Source organism: Rhodococcus sp. P3_B8 (assembly GCF_056402775.1).
The window spans coordinates 26,798-50,106 of the sequence record NZ_JBFUGT010000028.1; the positions used below are offsets into that span (position 1 = coordinate 26,798).

The window sequence follows — 23,309 nt, forward strand, 5'->3', positions numbered from 1 at the left end:
GGAGCCGGTATCGGCTCCCCCTCATTTCGTTGTCTTCAGATCTCAGCGCCGCCAGTCGTCGTCGTCCTCCCGGGAGTGACCCTCCCTGTCGGCACGCTGGTCAGCGAAGACCTCGTCCCGATGCGAGTTGGACGACCCACCTGAGAGCTCTCGTTGCAGGCTGTCAAAATCCGTGGTCGGTACGCTGTACTTCAGCTCGCGTGCAACCTTGGTCTGCTTTGCCTTAGCCCGGCCGCGGCCCATGGCTGACCCCCTCGCGCTTTCGCGGGGCGGCCTGGGGAATTTGGCGGCCCCGTTTGAGTGTGTAAGTTCCTGCCCCACACTCTAGCGTGGAAAAGTCCCTCGCGCTTCCATCCACACCCCGAAGCGGTGTCGGTTTAGTCTCACCGGGCTCGCGAGCTGCCCCGATGCCGGTGTTTCGCCTTCAGAAGACTCCCGGAATTGCCCGGACCGTCCCCACCCGGACGCCGCCGCCGAGCACGGGCTGCGATGCGAGGGCCGCCAGATCCTCGGTCCACTCGGCGCCCATCCGGTGGAGAAGTGCTGCGGCGAGGGGTAACCGGGCCCGTTCGTGGCCGTCGTCGATCTTCAGCGCGAACGCCGAGCCGTCGGGGAGCGCGCCGGCGTAGACACCGTCTGCTCCGGCCTTCGTCATCAGCCCGGGCACGACCGGCATCAGCCGCGCGTCGTCCTTGCCGGTGCCCGAGACGAGGTAGGGGTGCTCGCGGACGGCGTCGGCGACGGCGAGCTCGGGGGAGTCGGGCTCGGCGGTGACGAGCCGGGCGAACGCCCGCGCCAGATGCGTCAGCGACAGCGGGACGATCGGCAGCCCGCATCCGTCGATGCCGAGTTCGGCGTCGACGTCGCCGCTGATCGACCCGAGCGTCTCGACGACCGCGAGTTGCAGCGGATGCGTCGGCTCGAGGTAGCTGTGCAACGGCCAGTCGTTGGCCAGGCACGTGGCGAGCATCGCCGCGTGCTTGCCGGAGCAGTTCATGTACACCGGGCGGGGGAGCTCACCGGCGGCCAGCAGTTCGGCCCGGGCGAGTTCGTTGGAGGGCAGATCGGCGGGGCAGCGGAGCTGGTCCTCGTCGAGGCCGTACCGGGCGAGCAGCCGCTCGACGAGTTCGATGTGGTCCGACTCGCCCTCGTGGGATGCGGTCGCGATCGCGAGCTCTTCGGAACTGGACGGTTCGAAGCCGTTCCGCAGCATCGTCACGGCCTGCCACGGCTTGTTCGACGACCGCGGGTAGATCGGCGTGTGTACCTCGCCGAGGGTGAGCGCGATCTCGCCGTCCGCGCGGAGGATCACCGCGGAACCGCGGTGGACGCACTCACGGAATCCGGAACGGACGACCTCGACCAGTTCGATGCTCAATACGTGACCTGCACTTCCAGTCCGGCGATCCGTCGGCTGGCCTTGTCGGCGACGGTCGGAGAGAGGTTCTCCTGCTGTTCGAGCAGCGCCACGAACCGTTCCGGGTCGCGGCCGGTGAACAGATCGCGCACGGTGACGCCGTGGTCGGGCACGTGGATGCGCTGGACGGTGTCGCCGGCGCTGACCGACCCCTCCGTCACCACCCGCAGGTACGCGCCCGTGTCACCGCGTTCGGAGAACCGCTTGACCCACCGGGGCTCGGCGGCCCAGACGCCGAACGTCCCGCACGGTGTCCGCGGGCTGGTCACCTCCAGTTCGGTGGTGCCGATCCGCCAGCGCTCGCCGATCACGGCGTCGGTCGCGGCGATCCCGTCGAGGCGGAGGTTCTCGCCGAACCATCCCGGGGGCAGTTCGCGGCCGAGCTCCGACGCCCAGCGCTGCGCCTCGTCCTCCTGGTAGGCGTAGACGGCCTTGAACGGGCCACCGTGGTACTCGGTGTCGCAGACCCGGTCGCCGACCAGTCCGGTGGTCGTGACGCGCACAGGGCCGTCGACGGGCCGCTTGTCGATCGCCGTCCGGGTCACCCGGCGGGTGCCGCTGTCCCGTTCGGTGTGCAGCACGCAGACGGCCAGCACCTCGCCGGCCGTCGCGGTCGCCTCGCTCACCGGCCCCGGAGCCGGTCGACGGCGGCGCGGCCCGCCTGGACCGTGTCGTCTGCAGGCACGGAGTCGGGGTCGATGGACGCGGCGCACGAGCCGGCCACCAACTCGGTGTCGGTGGGGATGGACCGTTTGACGAGGGCCAGCGCGATGGGTCCGAGCTCGTGGTGGTCGATCACCGTGCCGATCCGTCCGACCGCACGGCCTCCCGCCGTCACGGGGTCGCCCGGTTCGGGCCTGCCCTCGGCGCTGCCGTCGAGGTGCAGCAGGACGAGGTGACGGGGCGGTTTGCCGAGATTGTGGACGCGGGCCACCGTCTCCTGGCCGCGGTAGCAGCCCTTCTCGAGGTGGACGGCGCCGTGGTCGGCGGGACCGCCGATCCAGCGGACCTCGTGCGGGATGGTGCGATCGTCGGTGTCGAGTCCGATCCGGGGCCGTGCGGCGGCCACCCGCAGTGCCTCGAACGCCCACGTTCCCGCGGGTGCGGCGCCGGCGGCGGTGAGCCGGCCCCACCACGTCGCGAGTCCTTCCCGCGGGATCAGCAGGTCGAAGGACTCGGCGGCCGGCCACGGCATGCGGCGGACGAATCCGCCCCCGGGCACCGCGACGGCGGCGTACGGCTCGGCGGGTGCCACGACGCCGGCCGCGTCGAGGACCGTCACGGCGTCGGGGCCGAGCACGCTGAGGACCGCGAGCTCGTTGCCCTCGCGGGGCTCGGCCTTGGACCAGAACACCATCTTGGTGAGGAACGACAGGAGGTCGGGTCCGCGGTCGGCCTCGGTGTCGATCCAGGTGACGCCGTCCAGATCGGTCTGGACGAAGTGGTGCTCGACGCGGCCGTTGACGTCGAGGCTGAGGTTCTCGGCGCTCGCGCCGTCGGGGAGCGCGGCGACGTGCTGGCTCGAGATGGTGTGCAGCCAGGTGAGTCGTTCGGGTCCGCTGATCGCGATGACGAACCGGTGGGAACGGTCGACGACCGCCGCGGAACGTTCGGCGCTGCGTTGTTCGCCGAGTGGATCGCCGTGATGCCAGGCGACGCCGGCGTCGGGAGAGCCTTCGGGCGCAGGAACCGCGCCCGGGGCCGTGAGGAGTGGACTGGGTGAGACGGGCAGTTTGTCGACCACGAACCCAGTCTAGGGACCATGGACCACGGGTGGCGGTCAGCAGGGTCGATAGGCTGGGCGTCATGTCTGATCGAGTGCTGGTGACACTGGACCACGAGGTGCGGGACGCGGATGCCCCGCTGCTGCACGCGGACGATCTGGCGGTGGTGCGCGGCGACGGTGTCTTCGAGACGCTGTTGGTGCGTGGCGGTCGCGCACTGAAGGTCGAGGCCCACCTCACCCGTCTCGTCGCGTCGGCGCGCGCCCTCGGATTGCCCATTCAGGACCTGGACGAGTGGCGCCTGGCACTCGAGCTGGCCGTCGAGGAGTGGGGGTCCGAGCGGGAGGGTGCGATGCGACTCGTGCTCAGCCGCGGCCGCGAGTCCGGTGGCGACCCGACTGCTTTCGTCACCGTCGGGCCGGTGTCCGAGCGGATTCTGGAGGCGCGGCGCGACGGGGTGTCGGTACTCACATTGGCCCGGGGCTATTCGGTGGATCTGTCGGCGAGTGCGCCGTGGCAGCTGCTCGGGGCGAAGACCTTGTCGTATGCCACGAACATGGCGGCGCTGCGGTATGCGGCGACGCTCGGTGCCGACGATGTGATCTTCGTCAGCAGCGAGGGCAATGTGTTGGAAGGGCCACGTTCCACGGTGGTCATCGCCCGCGACAAACACCTCCTCACGCCGCCGCCGGAGCACGGAATCCTGCCCGGAACGACGCAGCAGGCGCTGTACGAGGTGGCGTCCGGCAAGGGGTTCCGCTGCGAGTACGCGGCGCTGCGGCCGGCGGATCTCATTACGGCGGAAGGTGTTTGGCTCATCTCCAGTGTCACCATGGTCGCGCGGGTGCGCAAGATCGACGGACTTGCCCTGCCCGACGCACCGCTCGCCGACGAGATCGTGGAGCTGGTCGGCCTCGCGGTCGAGGGGGCGGGTACCGAGTCCGCGGAGGCTTGACAGGTCTACTACATTTCGTAGTAGCAAAGTCCTGCGGGGGAAACGACCCCGCAGTACGTTGTTTTCAAGGGTCGGGCGGAAGCCCACGCTCCGGCCCTGAAGCCTGTCCTACGGGCCCAGTTTCGGAGTAGCCATGGATGCCTTGGATGTCTCCCGGTGGCAGTTCGGCATAACCACCGTCTATCACTTCATCCTCGTTCCGCTGACGATCGGGCTCGCCCCGCTGATCGCCGTCATGCAGACGATGTGGGTGGTCACCGGAAAGGACCACTGGTATCGGCTCACCAAGTTCTTCGGGAAGCTGTTCCTGATCAACTTCGCGCTCGGCGTCGCCACCGGCATCGTGCAGGAATTCCAGTTCGGGATGAACTGGAGCGAGTACTCACGCTTCGTCGGTGACGTGTTCGGCGCACCCCTCGCCCTCGAGGGGCTGGTCGCCTTCTTCCTCGAGTCGACGTTCCTGGGCCTCTGGATCTTCGGCTGGGGACGGCTGCCCAAGCTCGTCCACCTCGCCACCATCTGGCTCGTCGCAATCGGTGTGAACGCGTCCGCGTACTTCATCATCACCGCCAACTCGTTCATGCAGCACCCGGTCGGGGCCATCTACAACCCCGAGACCGGACGCGCGGAACTCACCAGCATCTGGGAACTGCTCACCAACAACACGGCGCTCGCGGCCTTCCCGCACGTCGTGGCCGGAGCGTTCCTCACGGCAGGGACGTTCGTGGCCGGCGTCGGCGGCTGGTGGATGGTGCGCAGCATGCGCAAGTCGAAGGAAGCCACCGAACCCGAAGTGGCGAAGAAGCACGAGGAAACCGCGAGGACGATGTTCCGCCCGGTCACCATCCTCGCGCTGTGGGTGATGGTCGCCGCGGGCATCGGACTCGCGATCACCGGCGACATCCAGGGCAAGCTGATGTTCGAACAGCAACCCATGAAGATGGCATCGGCCGAATCGCTGTGCCACACCGAAACCGGTGCCGACTTCTCCATCCTCACCGTCGGCACCCAGAACAACTGCGAGAGCATCACCCAGCTCATCAAGATCCCCGGCCTCACCTCGTTCCTGGCGGACGGCACGTTCGACTCCACCGTCGAGGGCGTCACCGAGATCCAGGCCCGCTACGAGGAGACGTACGGGCCCGGCAACTACAAGCCCAACCTGTTCGTCACCTACTGGACGTTCCGCGCGATGATCGGCTGGGCCGCCGGGTCGGCGCTGCTCGCCGTGGTCGGTCTGTGGATGACCCGCGGCGGCCGCGTACCGGACAAGAAGTGGTTCGGCTGGCTGTCGATCGCCGTCATCCCGACACCCTTCCTCGGGAACAGCGCGGGCTGGGTCTTCACCGAGATGGGTCGTCAACCGTGGGTCGTGGCACCCAACCCGACCGGTGTCGACATGATCAGACTGACTGTCGACCAGGGCGTCTCGAATCACTCCCCGTGGACCGTCTGGGTCTCGCTCATCACGTTCACGGTGGTCTACGGGGCGCTGGCCGTCGTGTGGTTCACGCTGATCCGCCGCTACACGGTCGAGGGACCACTCGAACACGACGCGCATCCACCGGGTGACGACCACGACGAGCCCGAAGAACCGGGCAAGCCCGAGCAACTCTCGTTCGCGTACTAGGGGAGACGGTCATGGGACTTCAAGAAGTGTGGTTCATCCTGATCGCGGTGCTCTTCATCGGGTACTTCGTCCTCGAGGGATTCGATTTCGGTGTCGGCATGCTGATGCCGGTGCTGGGCAGGCGCAAGGACCCGAACGGGGACACACGGCGGCGGGTGGTGCTCAACACCATCGGCCCGGTGTGGGACGGCAACGAGGTGTGGCTCATCACCGGTGGCGGCGCGTTGTTCGCCGCGTTCCCGGAGTGGTACGCCACGTTGTTCTCCGGCTTCTATCTGCCGCTGCTGATCATTCTCGTCGCGCTCATCGTCCGGATCTGCGCCATCGAGTACCGCGGCAAGATCGACGACGACACCTGGCGCAGGCGGTGCGACTGGGGCATCGTCTTCGGGTCCTGGGTGCCTGCCGTGCTGTGGGGTGTTGCGTTCGCGAACATCGTGCGGGGCGTCGACATCGACGCCGACAAGCAGGTCACCTCGAGCCTCTTCGATCTGCTCAATCCCTATGCGTTGCTGGGTGGTCTGACGACCGCACTCGTGTTCGCCCTGCACGGCGCGGTGTTCCTCGCCCTGAAGACGGCCGACGAAGTACGCACGGACGCCGTCGAACTGGCGTCCCGGCTGGCGATCCCGGCCGTTCCGGTGGCAGGCGCGTTCGTGCTGTGGACACAGCTGGCGCACGGCAAGGGCTGGACGTGGATTCTCGTCGCGATCGCCGCCGCCGCACTCCTCGGGGTGGTCGCGTTCACCCGCGCCGAACGGGAGGGCTGGGCGTTCCTGCTCACGTCGATCGCGGTCATCGCCACGGTGGCCCTGCTGTTCGGCTCGCTGTTCCCCAACGTCATGCCGTCCACACTGGACGCCGCGTACAACCTGACCATCGACAACGCCTCGTCGAGTCCGTACACGCTGAAGGTCATGACGTGGGCCGCCGCCTTCCTCACCCCGGTGGTGCTGATCTACCAGGGCTGGACGTACTGGGTGTTCCGCCAACGGATCTCGACCAAGCACATCCCGCCGTCGATCGGTCTCCCACTCGGGCGCAGATGAGCGCAGCGGTAGGCGACGCACCCCGCCCGGCCGACGAGCGCCCGGGCGCGGAGCGAGGTTCCCGGCGTCCCGTCGATCCCCGCCTCTGGCGATACTCCGCGGCGGCCCGCGGGTACCTCGTCCTCACGGTCGCGCTGTCGATCGTCAACGTCGCGATGGTCATCGTGTCGGCACTGATGATCGGCCGCGTGCTCGGCGGGGTCATCGTCGACGACGCCACCGACCTCGGGCGATGGTCCACCGAACTGGTGGTCCTCGCGACCGCGGTGGGCGTGCGGGTGCTCGGCACCTGGCTGCAGTCCCGGTTCGCGCACCGGTCCGCCACGCGGGTCGTGGCGGAGCTGAAGGGGGAGGTCCTCGGCGTCGCCACCCGTCTGCGACCGCGCGAACTCGACCCGCGGCGGGACGAGATCGCGACCGTGCTCACCCGCGGAATCGAYGGTCTCGTGCCGTACCTCACCGGGTATCTACCGGCGCTGGTCCTCGCGGCGACGCTCACTCCGGCGACGCTCGCGGTCATCACGTTTCAGGATCTGACGTCGGCGGCGATCATCTTCGTCACACTTCCGCTCATCCCGATCTTCATGATCCTCATCGGTCTGCTCACCAGGGGCAAGGCCGCCAAGACGCTGACCGCGATGACCACACTGTCCTCCCAGCTGCTCGACCTCCTGGCCGGCCTGCCCACGCTCCGCGCGCTGGGCCGCGAACAGGGACCGGCGAGGCGGGTGCGTGAACTCGGCGACGCCCACCGCCGCACCACGATGTCGGCACTGCGGGTGGCGTTCCTGTCGTCGATGGTGCTGGAACTGCTGGCCACGCTGTGCGTCGCACTCGTCGCCGTGAGCATCGGACTGCGGCTGGTGTACGGGGGGATGGAACTCGAAGCCGGAATCGTCGCACTGATTCTCGCGCCCGAGGTGTACCTCCCGCTGCGGATGGTCGGAACTCAGTTCCACGCCGCCGAGGACGGGATGGCCGCGGCGAGCCGGGCCTTCGCCGTCATCGATACCGATCGTCCCGACGACGCCGCCGACGGTGCGGTTCTGGTCGACGCGGCCGGGGCGCGAATCGAGTTCGACGGCATCGACGTCCCGTCCCGGCACGGCCCGGCACCGCGCGGCCTGACCGGCGCCCTCGAACCCGGTGCGGTGACCGTCCTGACCGGACCCAACGGTTCCGGGAAATCGACTGCGGTGCAAGCACTCCTCGGCCTCGTCGAACCCGAGCGCGGGGAGGTGCGGGTGGCGGGTACCGCCGTGAGTTCGCTCGACCGGTCCGCGTGGTGGGCGCAGGTGGCGTGGCTCCCGCAGCACCCCGTCCTCGTACCCGGCACCCTGGACGAGAACCTCCGGCTCATCGGCGAGGTCGTCGACCTCGAACAGTCCTGTGCCGCGACGGGTTTCGACGAGGTCCTCGCCGAACTTCCCGACGGCTGGAACACGCGCGTCGGGTCCGGCGGAACGGGACTGTCGCTCGGTCAGCGGCAGCGGCTCGCGCTGACCCGCGTGCTGGCCACCCGGCGTCCCGTCCTGGTGCTCGACGAACCCACCGCGCACCTCGACGACGCGTCGGAGCGGACCGTGCTCGATTCGCTGCGAAGCCTGGCCGCCGCCGGCCGGACGGTCGTGGTGGTGGGGCACCGGCCGACCGTGCTCGCGGCCGCCGACCGGGTGATCGAGGTGAGCGCCGATGTCGCGTGACCCGCTGATCCGGGCATTGCCGCTCCTCGACCTGCAACCGGGGCGGGTAGTGCGCGCCGTCGCCGCCGGCGTGGCCACGCTGGGCAGTGCGCTCGCGCTGGCGGCGTTGTCGGCATTGTTGATCACGAGGGCGTGGCAGATGCCGCCCGTCCTGGACCTCAGCGTGGCCGTCGTGGCGGTGCGCGCGCTGGGCATCTCCCGCGGCGTCTTCCGGTACCTCGAGCGGCTCGCCACCCACGACACCGCGCTGCGCGGGACCACGTCCGCCCGCACCCAGCTGTACCAGCGGTTGGCCGACGGCGACCCCGCGGCCGCTGCCGGCCTGCGCCGCGGCGAACTGCTCGCCCGCACCGGGGCCGACGTCGACACCCTCGGTGACGTCGTCGTCCGCGCGATCGTCCCCATCGCCGTGTCCGTCGTCCTGGCCGTGGCCGCCGTCGGCATCCTCGCGGTGATCTCGCCCGCCTCCGCACTCGTGCTCGCCGTGGCGCTCTCGGTGTCGGGGGTCGCGGCGCCCTGGTTGTCCGCGCGGGCCGCCCGCCTCGCCGAGACGTCCGGGGCCGACGCGCGCGCCCGGTTCAGTGAGGACGCCGTCACCGCGCTCGATCACGCCGCGGAACTCCGCGTCGCGGGTCGCCTCGACCGAACCGTGTCGCGGGCGGTCCGCTCCGAACACGCCGCGGTCGCGGCCACCGACCGCGCCGCCGCACCCAGCGCGTTCGCGGACGCCGCCACACCACTCGCGGTGGGCGTGAGCGTGATCGCGTCACTGCTCATCGGCATGGACCTGTATTCGTCGGGGACGATGAGCCCGATGGCGATGGGCATCGTCGTGCTCCTGCCGCTGTCCGCGTTCGAGGCCACGGCCGCGCTGCCCGCCGCGGCGGTCGCGCTGACCCGGGCCCGTATCGCGTCTCGCCGGATACTCGCCGTGCTCGACGCCGCCGTCGCGGATCCGCACCCCGGAGACCGGGAACTGGACGGGCCCGCCGAGGTCGTCGCCAAGCACCTGCGGTGCGGCTGGCCCGGAGGGCAGGTCACCGCCCCGCTCGACCTCGACCTACAGTCAGGCGCCCGGGTCGCGATCGTCGGCGGCAGCGGGTCCGGGAAGACGACCACCCTGATGACCCTGGCCGGGTTGCTCCCCCCGGTGTCGGGGACGGTCCAGGTCGACGGACTCGACCTCCAACGGGTCAGATCCGAGGCTCTCCGCCGGAACGTCGGATTCTTCGCGGAGGACGCGCACCTCTTCGACACGTCCGTGCTCGAGAATCTGCGGGTGGCGCGCGGCGACCTCCAGGTCGCGGAGGCGCTGACCGTCCTGGAGTCGGTCGGGCTCGGGGGCTGGGTGTCGGGGCTGCCGGAGGGCGTGCACACGACCCTCGCGGGCGGTGCCAGGGCAGTGTCCGGTGGACAGCGTCGCCGACTGCTCCTCGCCAGGGCTCTGCTGTCGCCCGACCGGGTGCTCTTGCTCGACGAACCGACCGAGCACCTCGACGCCGACGCGGGCGCCGACCTGCTCCGGCGACTGCTCGCACGCGACGGCGGACTGGTGTCGTCGCAGCGCACCGTCGTGGTGGTCACCCACCAGCTTCCGGAGGATACCAGCGCTGACCTGGTGATACGGGTGGAGAAAGCTGAGAGCGAAAATGCGTTGCCGACTCCGTGAGTGCGGCGTACTTTCTTCAGTACACGAGGAAGGAGGTGGTCTGAAATTGTATGACAGACGGACACGTGAGGTGGCTGCCAGCTAGCCGCTACCGCTGACGGAATTCACTGACCGCGCGAGCGGCGAGCGAATCCCAGGCAGCTACCCGGCCCCCGAGCCCCCGGTCTGGTCCAGATCGGACCCGGTGCACACGCACCGGAAGGCTCGGGGGCCGTTGTGCGCTCCGCGCCCGTGAGTACTTCTTAACCGCCCGACGTTAATAAGTACTCACGGCAGCGGGGGCACGAGTTCGGACCACTCCAGCCGCCCCGCTCGAGCACCGTCCGCACCTCGGCCGCGACGTCGCACGAGCGCCGCGTCACCTCCTCCCAGACCAGCGTCGCCTTGCCGGCGAGTTCCGCCGCGTTGCCGCGACGCCGATCTCGCAGGGCCACCGACCGCGACGAGTGATACCGCAGTCCGTCCAGCCGCACGAGGAGCGGAACGCCGCTTTCCGAATAGTCGACGTCCTCGTAAAGGGTTCGTCCGTCGACGAGAACAGGCGACTGTCGTCGAGCGGCCGGCAGTCCGTGCGCGAGTTCCACGTCGATCGCGTACCGGTGCTCGAGAATCGACTGGACTCCGCCGGACACGAACGTCAGAGCGTCGGTCAGAGCCTTGCGGTACCTGCGCGGTGGACGCTGCTCGATCCGTCGAAGCAACTCGTGGACCGGAATGTCGCTGCCGGTGACCGCCGACACGAGGACGCGTGCGGCCGCCACCGCCGACGGCTCCGCGACAGCGAGATCCACGACGGTGTCGGCCTGGGACGTTCGAGGCGGAAGCGTCGGGACGAGGATGTGGGCGTGCGCCCGGGATCGGTGCACCACGACCCCGGGATGCAGGAGATCCCCCTCGCGGGGAACGGGACGGTCGGATCGCCGGCCGGCCTTCCGATACGTCGGTCCCTGCGGCTCCGCAGACAATCCGTAGGGCACCGTGACGTGAATCGGCCCGTCAGGGTCGACGGGCATCAGCCCCCACTCCTCGGCCGCCGTCCGATGGCTGAGAATCGCTCGGGGACCGCCGAACAGCAGTGCCGTCCACAGCCTCATCGGCCGGTCGAGCGGACCGTTCGTGACGGCGTAGACGCCGTGCAGAACCGCCGACCACTGGCCGGACTCCACCATGTGCTGAATCTGCCGGGTCGAGATACCCAGTCCGCGCAGTTGGCGGGCCGTGACGAGGCCGTGCTGATAGTCGAGGACTGTTTGGAATTCGGGCCTGAAGTCGATCGTCGCAGTCGTCATGGACGCGACGGTGCGCACGCCGACCGACAGGATTCGTCCGAAACAGGCCGATCTCAACTGACCTGTGGATGAACCTCAGGTTGTGGATAACCCGAGCCGTGAGTACTTGTTAACCGCCCGTGGTTAATAAGTACTCACGGGCGCTAGCCAACGTAGCGGGACAGACGCGCGGAGAGGTGGGGACGCAGCTCACCGTCGGCGATGATGCGTTCCTCGACGTAGGCGAGGTCGCCGCCCTCGACAATGCCGTAGAGACGCTTGGCGCCGCCGACGAGAACACCGGAGGTGCTGCGGATCACGACGTCGGTCGCGAGTTCCCACGACGACTGGGTGAGGGCCTGACCGTAGAACAGTTCGACGATGCCGGAGCTGTGGGCGAGGAGGAGTTCGACGACTTCCTCGTTGGTGCTGCCGGGGATCCCGTCTCCGCTGATCCGCCAGAAGCCGGTTTCGTGGAGGTCGGGGCGCACGTATTCGCCGTCGGCGTCGAGGACCCAGGTCTGGGATTCCCACTTGAGGTAGTTGCCACCGTTGTGGGAGACGATGATCTGCTGCCCGAAGGGGTAGTCGCCTGTGTCGGGGTCGTGGCCTTCCCCTTCACCGCGCCACACACCCACGAGGGGCAGTACTGCGAGGAGTTCGTTGTTCAGATCCGGGCCGAGGCGCAGATTTGCGGTGTCCTCGGGCAGCGGAAGGTCCGGAAGCTGCGGGATGTTCCGCGACGCCGTCGTCTTGGAACGCTCGATGGCGTCCGCGACGGCTGCGTCACCGCTACCACGACGCACGGCGGGGGTGTCCCCAGCGGGCGCGCTCGTAGTCGGGTGCTCGGAAGGCGGATCTGCGCCTGCGTCCGGGTTCTGACTCACGACTCGTCGGTGACCAGGCGGTAGATCGTGTAGAGCGAGAACCACGTGATCAACACGGCGGCAAGGACAAGAAGTACCTCGAAGAAGATAACCACGGGGACATCCTAAACCGAACCCGTCGAACGGTCGAAACGGGAGGCGACTTACCGTGACTGCGGCTACGGTTTCTCGAAGGCGACCACCCGGTCGGTTCCGAACATTCTCATGCGGTCGTCTCGTCTCCCGTCCCTCCCGGAGGTCCCATGCTTCGATCGAGTACTGCCGTCACCGGTCCGGTGCGGGCCGCGATCGCGGCGACGGTGCTGCTGCTGACCGCCACCGCGTTCGGTGCTCCCGGCCTTGCCGTCGCCGCGCCCGACACCGGGAGCGCAGACTCGGGAAGTGCAGATTCGGGGAGTGCCGACACGGACCGTGTCGATCCGAACAACTACGCCGCCGACTGCCCCGACGTGATGATCGTCGCCGTATCCGGCGCCACCGACTCGACGGTGGACCGCAACCCTCTGGCTGACGAGAATCGGCAGCTCTGGTCGAACTGGGTGGGCAACGTGACGGTGCCGACCGGCGAGGCCAACAAGGACGATCCGGGGACGGTGGGGTGGATGTACGTTCCCTACCCGTCCACGTACGGTCTGGGTCTGCTGCAACCTGTTCCGACATACCAGGATTCGATGGCTGCGGGTGTTGCGTCGACGAACAAGATTCTCGACGAGAACAAGGTGAAGTGCGGCGACGACACCAAGTACGTGCTACTCGGATACAGCGTCGGCGCCGAGGTGGTCGAAAGGGTGTCGCGTGAACTCGGCCACCGAGACGGCAACGCTCTGGTTACCGCCGACGACATCGCCGGCGTCGCGCTGATCGGCGACCCGTACCGTCCCGCGGGCACCCCCTCGATGGGCGAACCCGGCCCGCCCGGAGGCGGTTTCATGTCGTCCGAGCCGGCCGACTACGGCGCTCTCGACGGCAAGATCACCTACGCGTGCCGCCCCTACGACATCGCGTGCGACGCGCCGCAGGAGATCGCCGTTCTCGAACTGGCACTCGGGGTGCTGGGACAGATGCACTTCACCCTGCTGAACCCGGGCCAGACGGTCTCCGACTTCGCGAATGCGGTGACGAACATGGCGGCGCGGTCGATTGTGCACATCGTCACACACGAAGACTGGTTCGCCTCCGACGAGTCCTTCCTCGACGTTCTCCGCAAGGTCGCCGACCGGACTTACGACCCAGACGGCCCGGACCGCAACATGCAGGTGTCCCAGGAGCAGATCGTCGAGGCGCTCAACTGGGCGATGGGTCCCGGTTCGGAGGTCGTGAAGGCGAAGCTCGCCGACGAGGGCCCGGGGTTCGTCGAGGACAACAGGGACGTCTTCGAACTGGTGATCAAGCCGTACATCTTCCTGGGCTTCATCCAGCACCTGTTCTACTGGAACAACAACCCGAACGACCCCTGGTACTGGGAGAGCGAGAAGGTCGTCGACTGGATCACCGCACTCGCGCAGTCGGAGAAGGGCGGCGAGACCATCCCAGCTGCACCGGGCAAGTAGAGTCCGCACGACGAGAAGGGCCCCGCTCCGAATCCGGAGCGGGGCCCTTCTGATGTCGTCAGCTGGTGACTACTCGCCGACCGTGACGTCGACGTTGTGCACGCCTGCGCTCGACGGGCTCACCGTCGAGGTGCCGTTGCCGGAGCTGGACAGTGCACGCACGGTCCACTCGCCGGGAGCGGCGAAGAAGCGGAAGTCTCCGGTGCCCGAGGCGACGACCTCGGCGGTGAACTCTCCGCCGCCGTCGAGGAGACGCACGAACGCTCCACCGATCGGCTGGCCGTCAGCGGCGAGAACGCGGCCGGTGATGACCGTTTCCTTCTCGACGTCGACGCCCGCGGGCAGGGTCTGGGTCTGTACAGGTGCTCCACACATGGCTCAGTGAACCTCCAACTCGATGGGTGCGCCGACGAGCGAGCCGTATTCGACCCAGCTGCCGTCGTAGTTCTTGACATCGGACTTGCCGAGGATCTCCTTGAGCACGAACCAGGTGTGGCTGGAGCGCTCGCCGATACGGCAGTACGCGATGGTGGGCTTGGACTCGTCGTAGCCCTTCTCCGAGTACAGCTTCTCCAGGTCGTCGTCCGACTTGAACGTGCCGTCCTCGTTTGCGGTGGTGCTCCACGGAATGTTGATGGCCGTGGGGACGTGTCCACGCTGCTGCGCCTGCTCCTGCGGCAGGTGCGCGGGAGCGAGGATCTTGCCGGAGAACTCGTCGGGCGAACGCACGTCGACGAGGTTCTTGCTGCCGATGGCGTCGATGACCTCGTCGCGGAACGCGCGGATCGACAGGTCGGGGGCCTCGGCCTTGTACTGGGTGGCCGCGCGGGTGACGGTCTCCTTGGAGAGGGGACGCCCGTCGAGCTCCCACTTCTTGCGGCCGCCGTCGATCAGCTTCACGTCCTGGTGGCCGTACAGCTTGAAGTACCAGTACGCGTACGCCGCGAACCAGTTGTTGTTGCCGCCGTAGAGAACGATGGTGTCGTCGTTGGCGACGCCCTTGGCGGACAGGAGGTCGGAGAACTGCTGCTGGTTCAGGAAGTCACGACGGACGCCGTCCTGCAGGTCCTTCCGCCAGTCGAGGCGGATGGCGCCTTCGATGTGGCCGCCGTCGTATGCGCTGGTGTCCTCATCCACCTCGACGAAAACGGTCTTGGGGGCGTTGAGGTTCTGCTCAGCCCAGTCGGCGGAGACTAGGACATCGGAGCGAGCCATGGTGTTCCTTTCGATGTGTACTTACTTGTGTCGGGTGGATCGTGCAGTGGTTCTCGGTGTGAAACTTTCAGGCCGCCGTGCGGAAGCGTGCGACGAGTGGATAGATCTGGCAGCCGAGGCAGATGCCGAACGCAGCGTTGAGAAACGCCGCGAACAGGGCGAATGCGGTGGCCACGGCGCCGACGACGCCGGAGCCGGCGAAGAAGCCGACGGTGCCGACGGCGGCGAAGACGAAGCCGACGAGCTGCGCGAAGCGAAGCGGTGCGACGGGTTCGCGTTCACTGACCGGGGCGAGTCGCGGCGCGACGAGGGTGCCGAAGATCCGGCCGTACGGGCTGCGCCGTGGCCCGGTGGCTGCGCCTGCCGCGAAGACGACCGCTTGCAGCGCCAGCAGAATTCCTGCTGCGACCAGCGAGAACGTCGACACGACGAGCACGGCGACGAGGACGGCGGTGGTGACCCAGGCGGCGAACCGGGGGCCACGAACGTCGACCTGCTCGAGCTCGAGTGTTGTGGACATGAGAAGTGCTCCTGCGGTGAGTCCTGAATGCTTGCCTGGCGCCGAACGACGACGGAAGACGTCGTCATCGGGGGTGAGATCACGTGCGCGGAATCCGCGGTGTCAGCAGAAAGCGACAGCCCTGGTGATCAGCAACAGGTACAGCAACAAGCCCCGAGGCGGCACAGGTCTACTGTGCGGCGACGGGTGAGCATGAGCTCGTGGCTGGATTGCACGACGACGAGTTTACCCGGTTCTTCAGGAATTTGAACCCGGGGGCCGGGTGAGGGGTCCCAGCGCGGCCCGCAGGTCGGTCGCGGCGGGTACTCCGGACACCCGGAAGCGTTGCTGCAGGTCGGCGTCGAGAATGAACGTCGTCGGCAACGACAGAACGCCGAGTTCCTTGGCGAGAGCGGGATACTCGTCGATGTCGACCTCCACTTCGACGGGAGGTTCCGGCTCGCCGGCGAGGTCCGCGACGACCTGTCCCACCACCCTGCGCACCGCCGCGCAGGGTCCGCACCAGTCGGCGGAGAAGTGGAGAACGGTGGCCCGTCGAGGGTGCTCGGGCGATGCCGGCCCGACGCCCGCCGCCTCGAGGAGCAGTCGTCGTCGGTCGGTCACGACCGCGGAAGTCTTGCCGGTGCTCCGGACGGTCCCCTGGCGGCGTTGCCAGACGAGCCCGAACACGACGGCGGCGAACAGTGCGATCAGTAACAGTGTGATTCCGGTCATCGGCTCTGCAGTTCGTTCAGGTCGATCGTGACGTTGTTGCCGACGCCCTCGATGACGATCTGCGAGCCTTCCGCGTAGACCTCCGTCGGCTGGACGCCGAACGGGAGTTCCCGGGGGTCGATCGTCCGGGTGAAGAGGCCGAGGATCGCGGGGGCGAGAGGTTCGGGGATGGTGAAGTCGGCGTGGCCTTCGGGTCCGAAGTAGAAGTCGCTGGCGACGATCTTCACCTGACCGCCGTCGAGAACCAGGTCGGCCTGGACGCTGACGGTGGTCTCGATGGGCCCGACGGGGACGGTGCCGGTGAGGACGACGCCGCCCGCGGTCGGCATCCCCGAGCCGCCGGAGCCCCCGGTACCGTCCGACTTGCTGGCCGGCGGGGCCGAAACCTGCAGGTCAGGGATGTCGAGGAAGCGTCCCAGGTCGGTGGCGTCGATGAGCATGCGGCCGGAGAGGTGATCGACCGGAAGGGCCTTCACGGAGCCGTCGACGAGGTCGGACAGCGGCGCGGAGACACCCAGGAGGGTGGACTCGATAGTCACCTCACCCACCACGTCACTCTGTACTCCCTGGGCGCGGATCTCGATGTTCTCGTACTTTCCGTCCCACGCCTGGGTGAGGAACGGAAAGCCGTGAACCGTCACCTCGGGATCCGCTGTGAGGGACGCCCCTGCCCGCAGTTCCCGCGACACCCGGTACTCCGCGTAGGCCGCCGAACCGAAGTCGACGACGAGACCGAGAGCCACGAGGAAGACGATTCCGATGATGAGTTTCCGCACGGCCCCATTGTGACGGACACCGGTCGGGGGAGTGTCGGTGCAACCTCCGCGCCGGTCGGCCGGGGGTTCGGTGCAACGAACGCCGACGGCGGCGCGCTACTCTGTCACCGACAAAAGTGTCGATACCTTCAGTGTCGATCTACCTGGACCGGCGGATGAACGATTCCGTCTGCCGGCCGGGTACGACGGCGACGAGATGGGAGGCTGTGTGGAGCTACTGCTTCTTACCTCCGACCCCAACCCCGAGGCAGTGCTGCCTGCCCTCGCCCTGCTGGCGCATTCGGTGCGGCCTGCCCCGACGGAGGTGTCCTCTCTCCTGGAAGCGAGCTCCGCCGACATCGCCCTGGTGGATGCGCGCACCGATCTCGCGGCGGCTCGCGGCCTCTGCCGGCTGCTGGGCAGCACGGGTTCCGCGGTTCCCGTGGTGGCAGTCCTCACCGAGGGTGGCCTGGTGGCGGTCAATTCCGACTGGGGCCTCGACGACATCCTGCTCCCGGGCACCGGACCGGCCGAGGTGGACGCCCGCCTCCGACTGCTGGTCGGACGCACCGGTGGCGTCGCGAGCCCGGAGGCTTCCGGCAAGATCACGCTGGGTGAACTGGTCATCGACGAGGGCACGTACACGGCCCGTCTGCGCGGCCGTCCCCTCGACCTCACCTACAAGGAGTTCGAACTCCTCAAGTACCTGGCACAGCACGCGGGTCGCGTCTTCACCCGCGCGCAGTTGCTGCAGGAGGTGTGGGGATACGACTTCTTCGGCGGTACCCGCACGGTCGACGTCCACGTGCGTCGTCTGCGCGCCAAGCTGGGCAGCGAGTACGAATCCTTGATCGGTACAGTCCGCAACGTCGGCTACAAGGCCGTCCGTCCCACCCGCAGCAAGTCGGGTGCGCCGGTGCCGCCCATCGACGACCTCGACGCCGAGGATGCGGACTTCGAATCCGCGGAAGGGCCGGCGATCCAGTGAGTGCTTCGGTTCAGTCCTGGACTGATCGACTCGACGGCAAGCAAGCTGCGGACGTGTCCGCACTGCTCGAACGCGCGACGGCAGCGGATGGAACCGCGCCGGTGTCGGAGCAGGGCGTGCACGCCGTGTCCGGCGCCGGTAGCGCCGGTGTCCGTCATCTCGTGGAGACCGACGCCGATCGGATCGTCGGGTATGCGCAGCTGCAGCCGGGTCACGGGGATCATCCCGCGATGGCCGAACTCGCCGTCGACCCCGAGGCCCGTGGCCGGGGGATCGGTGGCCGGTTGGTCACCGAGGTCCTGTCCGAGGGTGGTCCGGACGCCCGGGTGTGGGCGCACGGAAACCTGCCTGCGGCACAGGCGGTGGCGCAGCGCCTCGGGCTGACCGGTGCGCGCGAACTTCTGCAGCTCCGGCGTCCGCTCGCCGGTGCGGAACTCCCAGAACTCGTTGTGCCGGAAGATGTTTCACTCCGCGAGTACCGCGGCGTCGAGGACGATCCCGAGGTGCTGCGGGTCAACGCTGCCGCCTTCGCCTGGCATCCCGAGCAGGGGTCGTGGACCGAACGTGAAATGGCCGAGCGTCGTTCGGAGGCCTGGTTCGATCCGTCCGGACTGTTCATGGCGTTCGCCGCTTCGGACGAGCAGAGACTGCTCGGATTCCACTGGACCAAGGTGCACCCGAAGCAGGGCGACGAGCCGGCCATCGGTGAGGTCTACGTGGTGGCGATCGGCCCCGACGCCCAAGGGCGTGGTCTCGGCCGGTTGCTGACGCTCGCCGGACTGCACTACCTGCGTGACCGCGGGCTCGGTGCGGTGCTGCTCTACGTCGAAGGCGACAACGCGTCGGCGCTGCACACCTACGACCGGCTGGGGTTCGAGCGGTTCCACACCGACGTCGCGTACGCCCGCGCCTGAGGCGTTCCTCTACTGCCGCACCTGTTGTTCGTCTCGGAAATGTGGACAAATGCTCGGTCTGTTCACCTTCCGTTCACCGATCGTGGTCCAACTGGACATTAGCTACCCCTAGGTTTCTCCGTGGGCAGCGCCGTGTTGCCTGGTGCAGATTTCAAAGAAACGCACCTCATGTCGCCGCCCGATCGCGGGCGAGACGGTATTTCCGGAGGACTAGGTGAATCTCAAGCGCAATGGCGCCCTGCTCGGTGCAGTGGCCCTGGGTGCCATGACCTTGGCCGCGTGTGGCAGCGACAACAACGCGGCGTCGAGCGGCGTCGACGCAGCGGCGTCCAACGCGACGTGCGAGGGCAAGGCCAACCTCTCCTCGGCCGGTTCCTCGGCCCAGAAGAACGCCATGGACCAGTTCGTCTCCACCTACATCTCCGTCTGCCAGGAAAAGGGCAAGACCGTCAACCTGGCGTACAACCCCAGCGGTTCCGGCGACGGACGTACCCAGTTCATCGCGGGCCAGATCGACTTCGCCGGCTCCGACTCGGCGATCAAGGCCGAGCAGGCCGAGCAGGCCAAGGCCCGTTGCGTCGGCGGCGAGGCCTGGAACCTTCCGCTCGTCTTCGGACCCGTCGCTGTCGCCTACAACCTCGACGGCGTCGAGGACCTGGTGCTGAACGGCGAGGTGACCGCCAAGATCTTCAACGGCACCATCAAGAAGTGGAACGACCCGGCCATCGCCGCGCTCAACCCGGGCGCCACCCTGCCGGACCAGGACGTCACCGCGATCATCCGCTCGGATTCGTCGGGAACCACCGACAACTTCCAGCAGTACCTCACGGCCGCCTCCAACGGCGCCTGGACCACCGGTGCAGGCTCCGACTTCACCGGCGGAATCGGTGAGGGCGCCAAGGGTTCGGCCGGTGTCGCGCAGGCAGTGGCCTCCGCGCCGGGCTCGATCACCTACGTCGAGAAGTCCTACGCCGACCAGAACAAGCTGTCTGCCGCACAGATCGACACCGGCTCCGGCCCCGTCGCGCTGTCCGACGAGTCCGCGGCGAAGGCGATCGAGGGTGCGCAGTTCAAGGGTGAGGGTGTGGGCGATCTGACCCTCGACCTCGGCTCGATCTTCGGTACCAAGGAAGCGGGTGCGTACCCGTTGGTGCTCGCCACGTACGAGATCGTGTGCTCGAAGGGCTACGACGCCGACACCTCCGCAGCGGTCAAGTCGTTCCTGACCAGCGCGGCCAACGAGGGTCAGGACAACCTGGCCGAGCAGGGTTACGTGCCGCTGCCCGACTCCATGAAGGAGAAGCTGAACGCGTCGGTCGCCGCAATCGGCTGATCGTACCGTTAGTAGTTCGGACCCGCCCATGACTCGATATTCTGACCAGGAAAGATTGCGAGCGCAGATGAGTGAAGCGCACATCGAATCAGCACCTCGCGCCTCCGGCTCCGCTTCTGGCGGAGTCGGGGTGGGCGGTCCGAACGGCACCCCGGAGGCCGAGTTGAGTACCACCAAGGCCGAAGCCCCGACTCCGACAGGTGTACCGCGCGGCAAGTCCGTCGCGAGGCCGGGGGACCGGATCTTCAAGTCCCTCGCAACCACCTCGGCCGTCTTCATCTCCATTCTCATCGCCGCGATCGGCATCTTCCTGATCTGGCGCGCAGTTCCCGCGCTGAGCAGGAACCAGGTCAACTTCCTCACCAGCCGCGAGTGGGTCACTCAGAACATCAACGCCATGGCGTTCGGTGTTCTCGACCTGTTCCAGGTGACGGTGCTCGTCTCGCTGTTCGCTCTGATCCTCGCGATGCCCGTCGCACTCGGCATCGCGATCTTCCTCACCGAGTACTCGCCGAACTGGCTCAAACGTCCGCTGGCGTACGTGATCGACCTGCTGGCCGCCGTGCCGTCGATCGTCTACGGCCTCTGGGGCCTGCTGGTGTTCGCTCCCGCGATCAAACCGCTTGCCATGTGGCTCAACGAAAAGCTCGGCTGGTTCCCACTGTTCGCGACAGGAAGCGGTTCCATCACCGGCGGTGGCACCATCTTCACCGCAGGTATCGTCCTCGCCGTGATGATCCTTCCTGTCATCACCGCGGTGACCCGCGAGGTGTTCGTGCAGACGCCGACGCCCCAGATCGAGGCGGCGCTCGCGCTAGGTGCCACCCGCTGGGAAGTGGTGCGAACCACGATCATTCCGTTCGGCAAGTCGGGCTACATCAGCGGATCGATGCTCGGCCTCGGTCGCGCCCTCGGTGAGACCATGGCGCTATACCTGATCCTGCGCACCACGTCGCAGCCCTTCGGATGGTCACTGTTCGACGGCGGCGCCACCATCGCCTCCAAGATCGCTCTCGGCTACGCGGAGTTCAACAACAACATTCAGGCCGGCGCCTACATCGCCGCAGGTCTGGTGCTCTTCGTGCTCACCTTCGTCGTGAACGCCGCTGCCCGCGCCGTGATCGCAGGAAAGAAGGACTGACCCATGACCGCGACCCTCGACAAGCCGGTCAAGGCCCCCACCTTCCAGGGGGTCGGTGTCCGCCGACGCATCACCGACCTCACCGCCACCGTCCTCGTGACGCTGGCAGTGCTCGTGGCGCTGGTCCCACTGGTGTGGGTCCTGGTCACCGCTGTCATCAAGGGAATCCCTGCCCTGACGTCGGCCACCTGGTTCACCCACTCGCTCAGCGGACTGACTTCCTCGGCGGCGGGCGGCGGCATCTACCACGCGCTGATCGGCACGATTCTGCAGGGAATCGTCTGCGCGGTGCTGTCCATTCCGCTCGGACTGTTCGTTGCGATCTATCTCGTCGAGTACGCCGACCGGAAGTCGCGGCTCGCGAAGCTGACCACCTTCATGGTCGACATCCTGAGCGGTGTCCCGTCCATCGTGGCCGCCCTCTTCATCTACGCCTTGTGGATCGCGACGTTCGGTTTCCCCAAGTCCGGCTTCGCCGTTGCGCTCGCCCTGGTGCTGCTGATGGTTCCCGTCGTCGTCCGCAGCACGGAGGAGATGCTCCGCATCGTTCCGCAGGACTTGCGCGAGGCGTCGTACGCGCTGGGCGTTCCGAAGTGGAAGACGATCGCCAAGATCGTGCTGCCCACCGCACTGCCCGGCATCATCACGGGCGTCATGCTGGCGCTGGCCCGGGTGATGGGTGAGACTGCGCCGCTGCTGATCCTCGTGGGGTACGCACCCTTCATCAACTTCAACCTGTTCGGTGGCGAGATGGGCACGCTGCCCGGCGTCATGGTCGCCGAGATGAACAACCCGACCGATGCCGGTACCAACCGCATCTGGGGTGCGGCGCTGACGTTGATCCTCCTCATCGCCATCCTCAACATCCTGGCCAAGGTCATCGGCCACTTCTCACAGGTCCGCAGCAAGTGACACATACACTCGATTTCGAACACCAATCAGTAGGGAGCCGGTAATGGCCAAGCGTCTGGATCTCAAGGACGTCAACATCTACTACGGCAAATTCCACGCCGTCGCCGATGTCGGGCTGTCCGTCCCCCCGCGGAACGTGACCGCCTTCATCGGCCCCTCAGGCTGCGGCAAGTCGACGGTGCTGCGTTCGCTGAACCGCATGCACGAGGTGACTCCCGGTGCGCGCGTGGAGGGTTCGATCCTGCTCGACGGTGAGGACATCTACGGTTCCGGCATCGACCCGGTCGGCGTCCGCAAGACGATCGGCATGGTGTTCCAGCGTCCCAACCCGTTCCCGACGATGTCCATCAAGGACAACGTGGTGGCCGGACTGAAGCTGCAGGGCGAGCGCAGCAAGAAGCGTCTCGACGAGGTGGCCGAGCGGTCGCTGCGCGGCGCCAACCTGTGGACCGAGGTCAAGGACCGTCTCGACAAGCCGGGCGGCGGACTCTCCGGCGGTCAGCAGCAGCGTCTGTGCATCGCCCGGGCCATCGCGGTCTCGCCCGACGTCCTGCTGATGGACGAACCCTGCTCGGCGCTCGATCCGATCTCGACCCTTGCGATCGAGGACCTGATCACGGAGCTGAAGAAGGACTTCACCATCGTGATCGTCACCCACAACATGCAGCAGGCGGCGCGCGTGAGTGACCAGACGGCGTTCTTCAACCTCGAGGCCACCGGCAAGCCGGGCCGCCTCGTCGAGATCGACGACACCGAGAAGATCTTCTCCAACCCGACGCAGAAGGCCACCGAGGACTACATCTCGGGCCGCTTCGGATAGAGCGACACACACGAGAACGCCCCGGCCGGTACCGCGGTCGGGGCGTTCTCGCGTCTGCGGACGGCGACCTCGGGCGAACCTCGGCCGAACGAACGGGACGCTCGTACGGTCAGACCGTACGAGCGTCCCGTTCGCGCGAAAAGTG

General features: G+C 67.6%; 23 protein-coding genes. 12 read left to right on the plus strand and 11 right to left on the minus strand.

What is annotated here, in order from left to right:
• Positions 1-42: 42 nt before the first annotated feature.
• The 4 genes from AC1D1G_RS13350 to ygfZ form a co-directional block, all read right to left on the minus strand.
• Positions 43-243 (minus strand): DUF3073 domain-containing protein, encoded by a 201-nt coding sequence (locus AC1D1G_RS13350; RefSeq protein ID WP_005244376.1) that lies wholly within the window; start codon positions 241-243, stop codon positions 43-45.
• A gap of 181 nt (positions 244-424) precedes the next feature.
• On the minus strand, positions 425-1,378 hold the full coding sequence (locus AC1D1G_RS13355) for an asparaginase (RefSeq protein ID WP_283330662.1): 954 nt from the start codon (positions 1,376-1,378) through the stop codon (positions 425-427).
• Positions 1,375-2,043 (minus strand): MOSC domain-containing protein, encoded by a 669-nt coding sequence (locus AC1D1G_RS13360; RefSeq protein WP_477952453.1) that lies wholly within the window; start codon positions 2,041-2,043, stop codon positions 1,375-1,377. The genes AC1D1G_RS13355 and AC1D1G_RS13360 overlap by 4 nt, the downstream gene beginning before the upstream one ends.
• Positions 2,040-3,161 carry a CAF17-like 4Fe-4S cluster assembly/insertion protein YgfZ gene (gene ygfZ, locus AC1D1G_RS13365; RefSeq protein ID WP_009477908.1) on the minus strand — a complete coding sequence of 374 codons (1,122 nt, stop codon included), beginning with the start codon at positions 3,159-3,161 and terminating at the stop codon, positions 2,040-2,042. The genes AC1D1G_RS13360 and ygfZ overlap by 4 nt, the downstream gene beginning before the upstream one ends.
• Positions 3,162-3,223: 62 nt before the next feature.
• Here ygfZ and AC1D1G_RS13370 point away from each other — a divergent pair, with 62 nt between their 5' ends.
• The 5 genes from AC1D1G_RS13370 to cydC all read left to right on the plus strand — a co-directional run bounded on the left by AC1D1G_RS13370 (position 3,224) and on the right by cydC (position 10,147).
• Entirely contained in the window at positions 3,224-4,096 is an 873-nt protein-coding gene (locus AC1D1G_RS13370) for an aminodeoxychorismate lyase (RefSeq protein ID WP_477952455.1), read from the plus strand.
• A gap of 133 nt (positions 4,097-4,229) precedes the next feature.
• A complete protein-coding gene (locus tag AC1D1G_RS13375; protein WP_283330665.1) occupies positions 4,230-5,726 on the plus strand; it encodes a cytochrome ubiquinol oxidase subunit I in 1,497 nt (498 codons plus the stop codon).
• An 11-nt stretch (positions 5,727-5,737) separates the two neighbouring features.
• A complete protein-coding gene (gene cydB, locus AC1D1G_RS13380; RefSeq protein ID WP_009477911.1) occupies positions 5,738-6,775 on the plus strand; it encodes a cytochrome d ubiquinol oxidase subunit II in 1,038 nt (345 codons plus the stop codon).
• Positions 6,772-8,478: a thiol reductant ABC exporter subunit CydD gene (cydD, locus tag AC1D1G_RS13385; RefSeq protein ID WP_477952458.1), complete on the plus strand. Its 1,707-nt coding sequence runs from the start codon at positions 6,772-6,774 to the stop codon at positions 8,476-8,478. The genes cydB and cydD overlap by 4 nt, the downstream gene beginning before the upstream one ends.
• Positions 8,468-10,147 carry a thiol reductant ABC exporter subunit CydC gene (gene cydC, locus AC1D1G_RS13390; RefSeq protein WP_477952460.1) on the plus strand — a complete coding sequence of 560 codons (1,680 nt, stop codon included), beginning with the start codon at positions 8,468-8,470 and terminating at the stop codon, positions 10,145-10,147. The genes cydD and cydC overlap by 11 nt, the downstream gene beginning before the upstream one ends.
• 242 nt (positions 10,148-10,389) lie before the next feature.
• Here cydC and AC1D1G_RS13395 read toward each other — a convergent pair whose 3' ends face one another.
• On the minus strand, positions 10,390-11,493 hold the full coding sequence (locus tag AC1D1G_RS13395) for a type IV toxin-antitoxin system AbiEi family antitoxin domain-containing protein (protein WP_477952462.1): 1,104 nt from the start codon (positions 11,491-11,493) through the stop codon (positions 10,390-10,392).
• A gap of 86 nt (positions 11,494-11,579) precedes the next feature.
• Positions 11,580-12,221 (minus strand): heme-binding beta-barrel domain-containing protein, encoded by a 642-nt coding sequence (locus AC1D1G_RS13400; RefSeq protein WP_025431873.1) that lies wholly within the window; start codon positions 12,219-12,221, stop codon positions 11,580-11,582.
• Positions 12,222-12,544: 323 nt separating this feature from the next.
• Between AC1D1G_RS13400 and AC1D1G_RS13405 the strand changes: the two genes are divergently transcribed.
• Positions 12,545-13,852, plus strand: coding sequence for a cutinase family protein (locus AC1D1G_RS13405; protein ID WP_477952464.1), 1,308 nt, complete (start codon positions 12,545-12,547; stop codon positions 13,850-13,852).
• Positions 13,853-13,921: 69 nt separating this feature from the next.
• Here the strand turns inward: AC1D1G_RS13405 and AC1D1G_RS13410 are convergent, their stop codons facing one another.
• The 5 genes from AC1D1G_RS13410 to AC1D1G_RS13430 all read right to left on the minus strand — a co-directional run bounded on the left by AC1D1G_RS13410 (position 13,922) and on the right by AC1D1G_RS13430 (position 17,077).
• The gene (locus tag AC1D1G_RS13410) at positions 13,922-14,227 is read right to left on the minus strand and encodes a DUF1416 domain-containing protein (RefSeq protein WP_005244353.1); all 306 of its coding nucleotides are present in this window, start codon (positions 14,225-14,227) and stop codon (positions 13,922-13,924) included.
• Between the two features lie 3 nt (positions 14,228-14,230).
• Positions 14,231-15,067 carry a sulfurtransferase gene (locus AC1D1G_RS13415; protein WP_280778707.1) on the minus strand — a complete coding sequence of 279 codons (837 nt, stop codon included), beginning with the start codon at positions 15,065-15,067 and terminating at the stop codon, positions 14,231-14,233.
• Between the two features lie 67 nt (positions 15,068-15,134).
• Positions 15,135-15,587 carry a DUF4395 domain-containing protein gene (locus AC1D1G_RS13420; protein ID WP_105412948.1) on the minus strand — a complete coding sequence of 151 codons (453 nt, stop codon included), beginning with the start codon at positions 15,585-15,587 and terminating at the stop codon, positions 15,135-15,137.
• Positions 15,588-15,824: 237 nt separating this feature from the next.
• Positions 15,825-16,301 (minus strand): thioredoxin family protein, encoded by a 477-nt coding sequence (locus AC1D1G_RS13425; protein ID WP_477952467.1) that lies wholly within the window; start codon positions 16,299-16,301, stop codon positions 15,825-15,827.
• Positions 16,298-17,077, minus strand: a complete 780-nt coding sequence (locus tag AC1D1G_RS13430) for an LmeA family phospholipid-binding protein (RefSeq protein ID WP_105412950.1) — start codon at positions 17,075-17,077, stop codon at positions 16,298-16,300. The genes AC1D1G_RS13425 and AC1D1G_RS13430 overlap by 4 nt, the downstream gene beginning before the upstream one ends.
• A gap of 208 nt (positions 17,078-17,285) precedes the next feature.
• Between AC1D1G_RS13430 and AC1D1G_RS13435 the strand changes: the two genes are divergently transcribed.
• From AC1D1G_RS13435 to pstB, 6 genes are all read left to right on the plus strand, one after another.
• The gene (locus AC1D1G_RS13435) at positions 17,286-18,044 is read left to right on the plus strand and encodes a winged helix-turn-helix transcriptional regulator (RefSeq protein WP_280778705.1); all 759 of its coding nucleotides are present in this window, start codon (positions 17,286-17,288) and stop codon (positions 18,042-18,044) included.
• A complete protein-coding gene (gene mshD, locus AC1D1G_RS13440; protein ID WP_283330672.1) occupies positions 18,041-18,958 on the plus strand; it encodes a mycothiol synthase in 918 nt (305 codons plus the stop codon). The genes AC1D1G_RS13435 and mshD overlap by 4 nt, the downstream gene beginning before the upstream one ends.
• 214 nt (positions 18,959-19,172) lie before the next feature.
• Positions 19,173-20,291, plus strand: coding sequence for a phosphate ABC transporter substrate-binding protein PstS (gene pstS, locus AC1D1G_RS13445; protein WP_477952469.1), 1,119 nt, complete (start codon positions 19,173-19,175; stop codon positions 20,289-20,291).
• A 67-nt stretch (positions 20,292-20,358) separates the two neighbouring features.
• Complete coding sequence (pstC, locus tag AC1D1G_RS13450) at positions 20,359-21,432, plus strand: phosphate ABC transporter permease subunit PstC (protein WP_477952471.1); 1,074 nt, start codon at positions 20,359-20,361, stop codon at positions 21,430-21,432.
• Positions 21,433-21,435: 3 nt separating this feature from the next.
• Complete coding sequence (gene pstA, locus AC1D1G_RS13455; protein WP_105412954.1) at positions 21,436-22,344, plus strand: phosphate ABC transporter permease PstA; 909 nt, start codon at positions 21,436-21,438, stop codon at positions 22,342-22,344.
• Positions 22,345-22,387: 43 nt separating this feature from the next.
• The gene (gene pstB / locus AC1D1G_RS13460) at positions 22,388-23,164 is read left to right on the plus strand and encodes a phosphate ABC transporter ATP-binding protein PstB (protein ID WP_007301060.1); all 777 of its coding nucleotides are present in this window, start codon (positions 22,388-22,390) and stop codon (positions 23,162-23,164) included.
• Positions 23,165-23,309 lie beyond the last annotated feature (145 nt).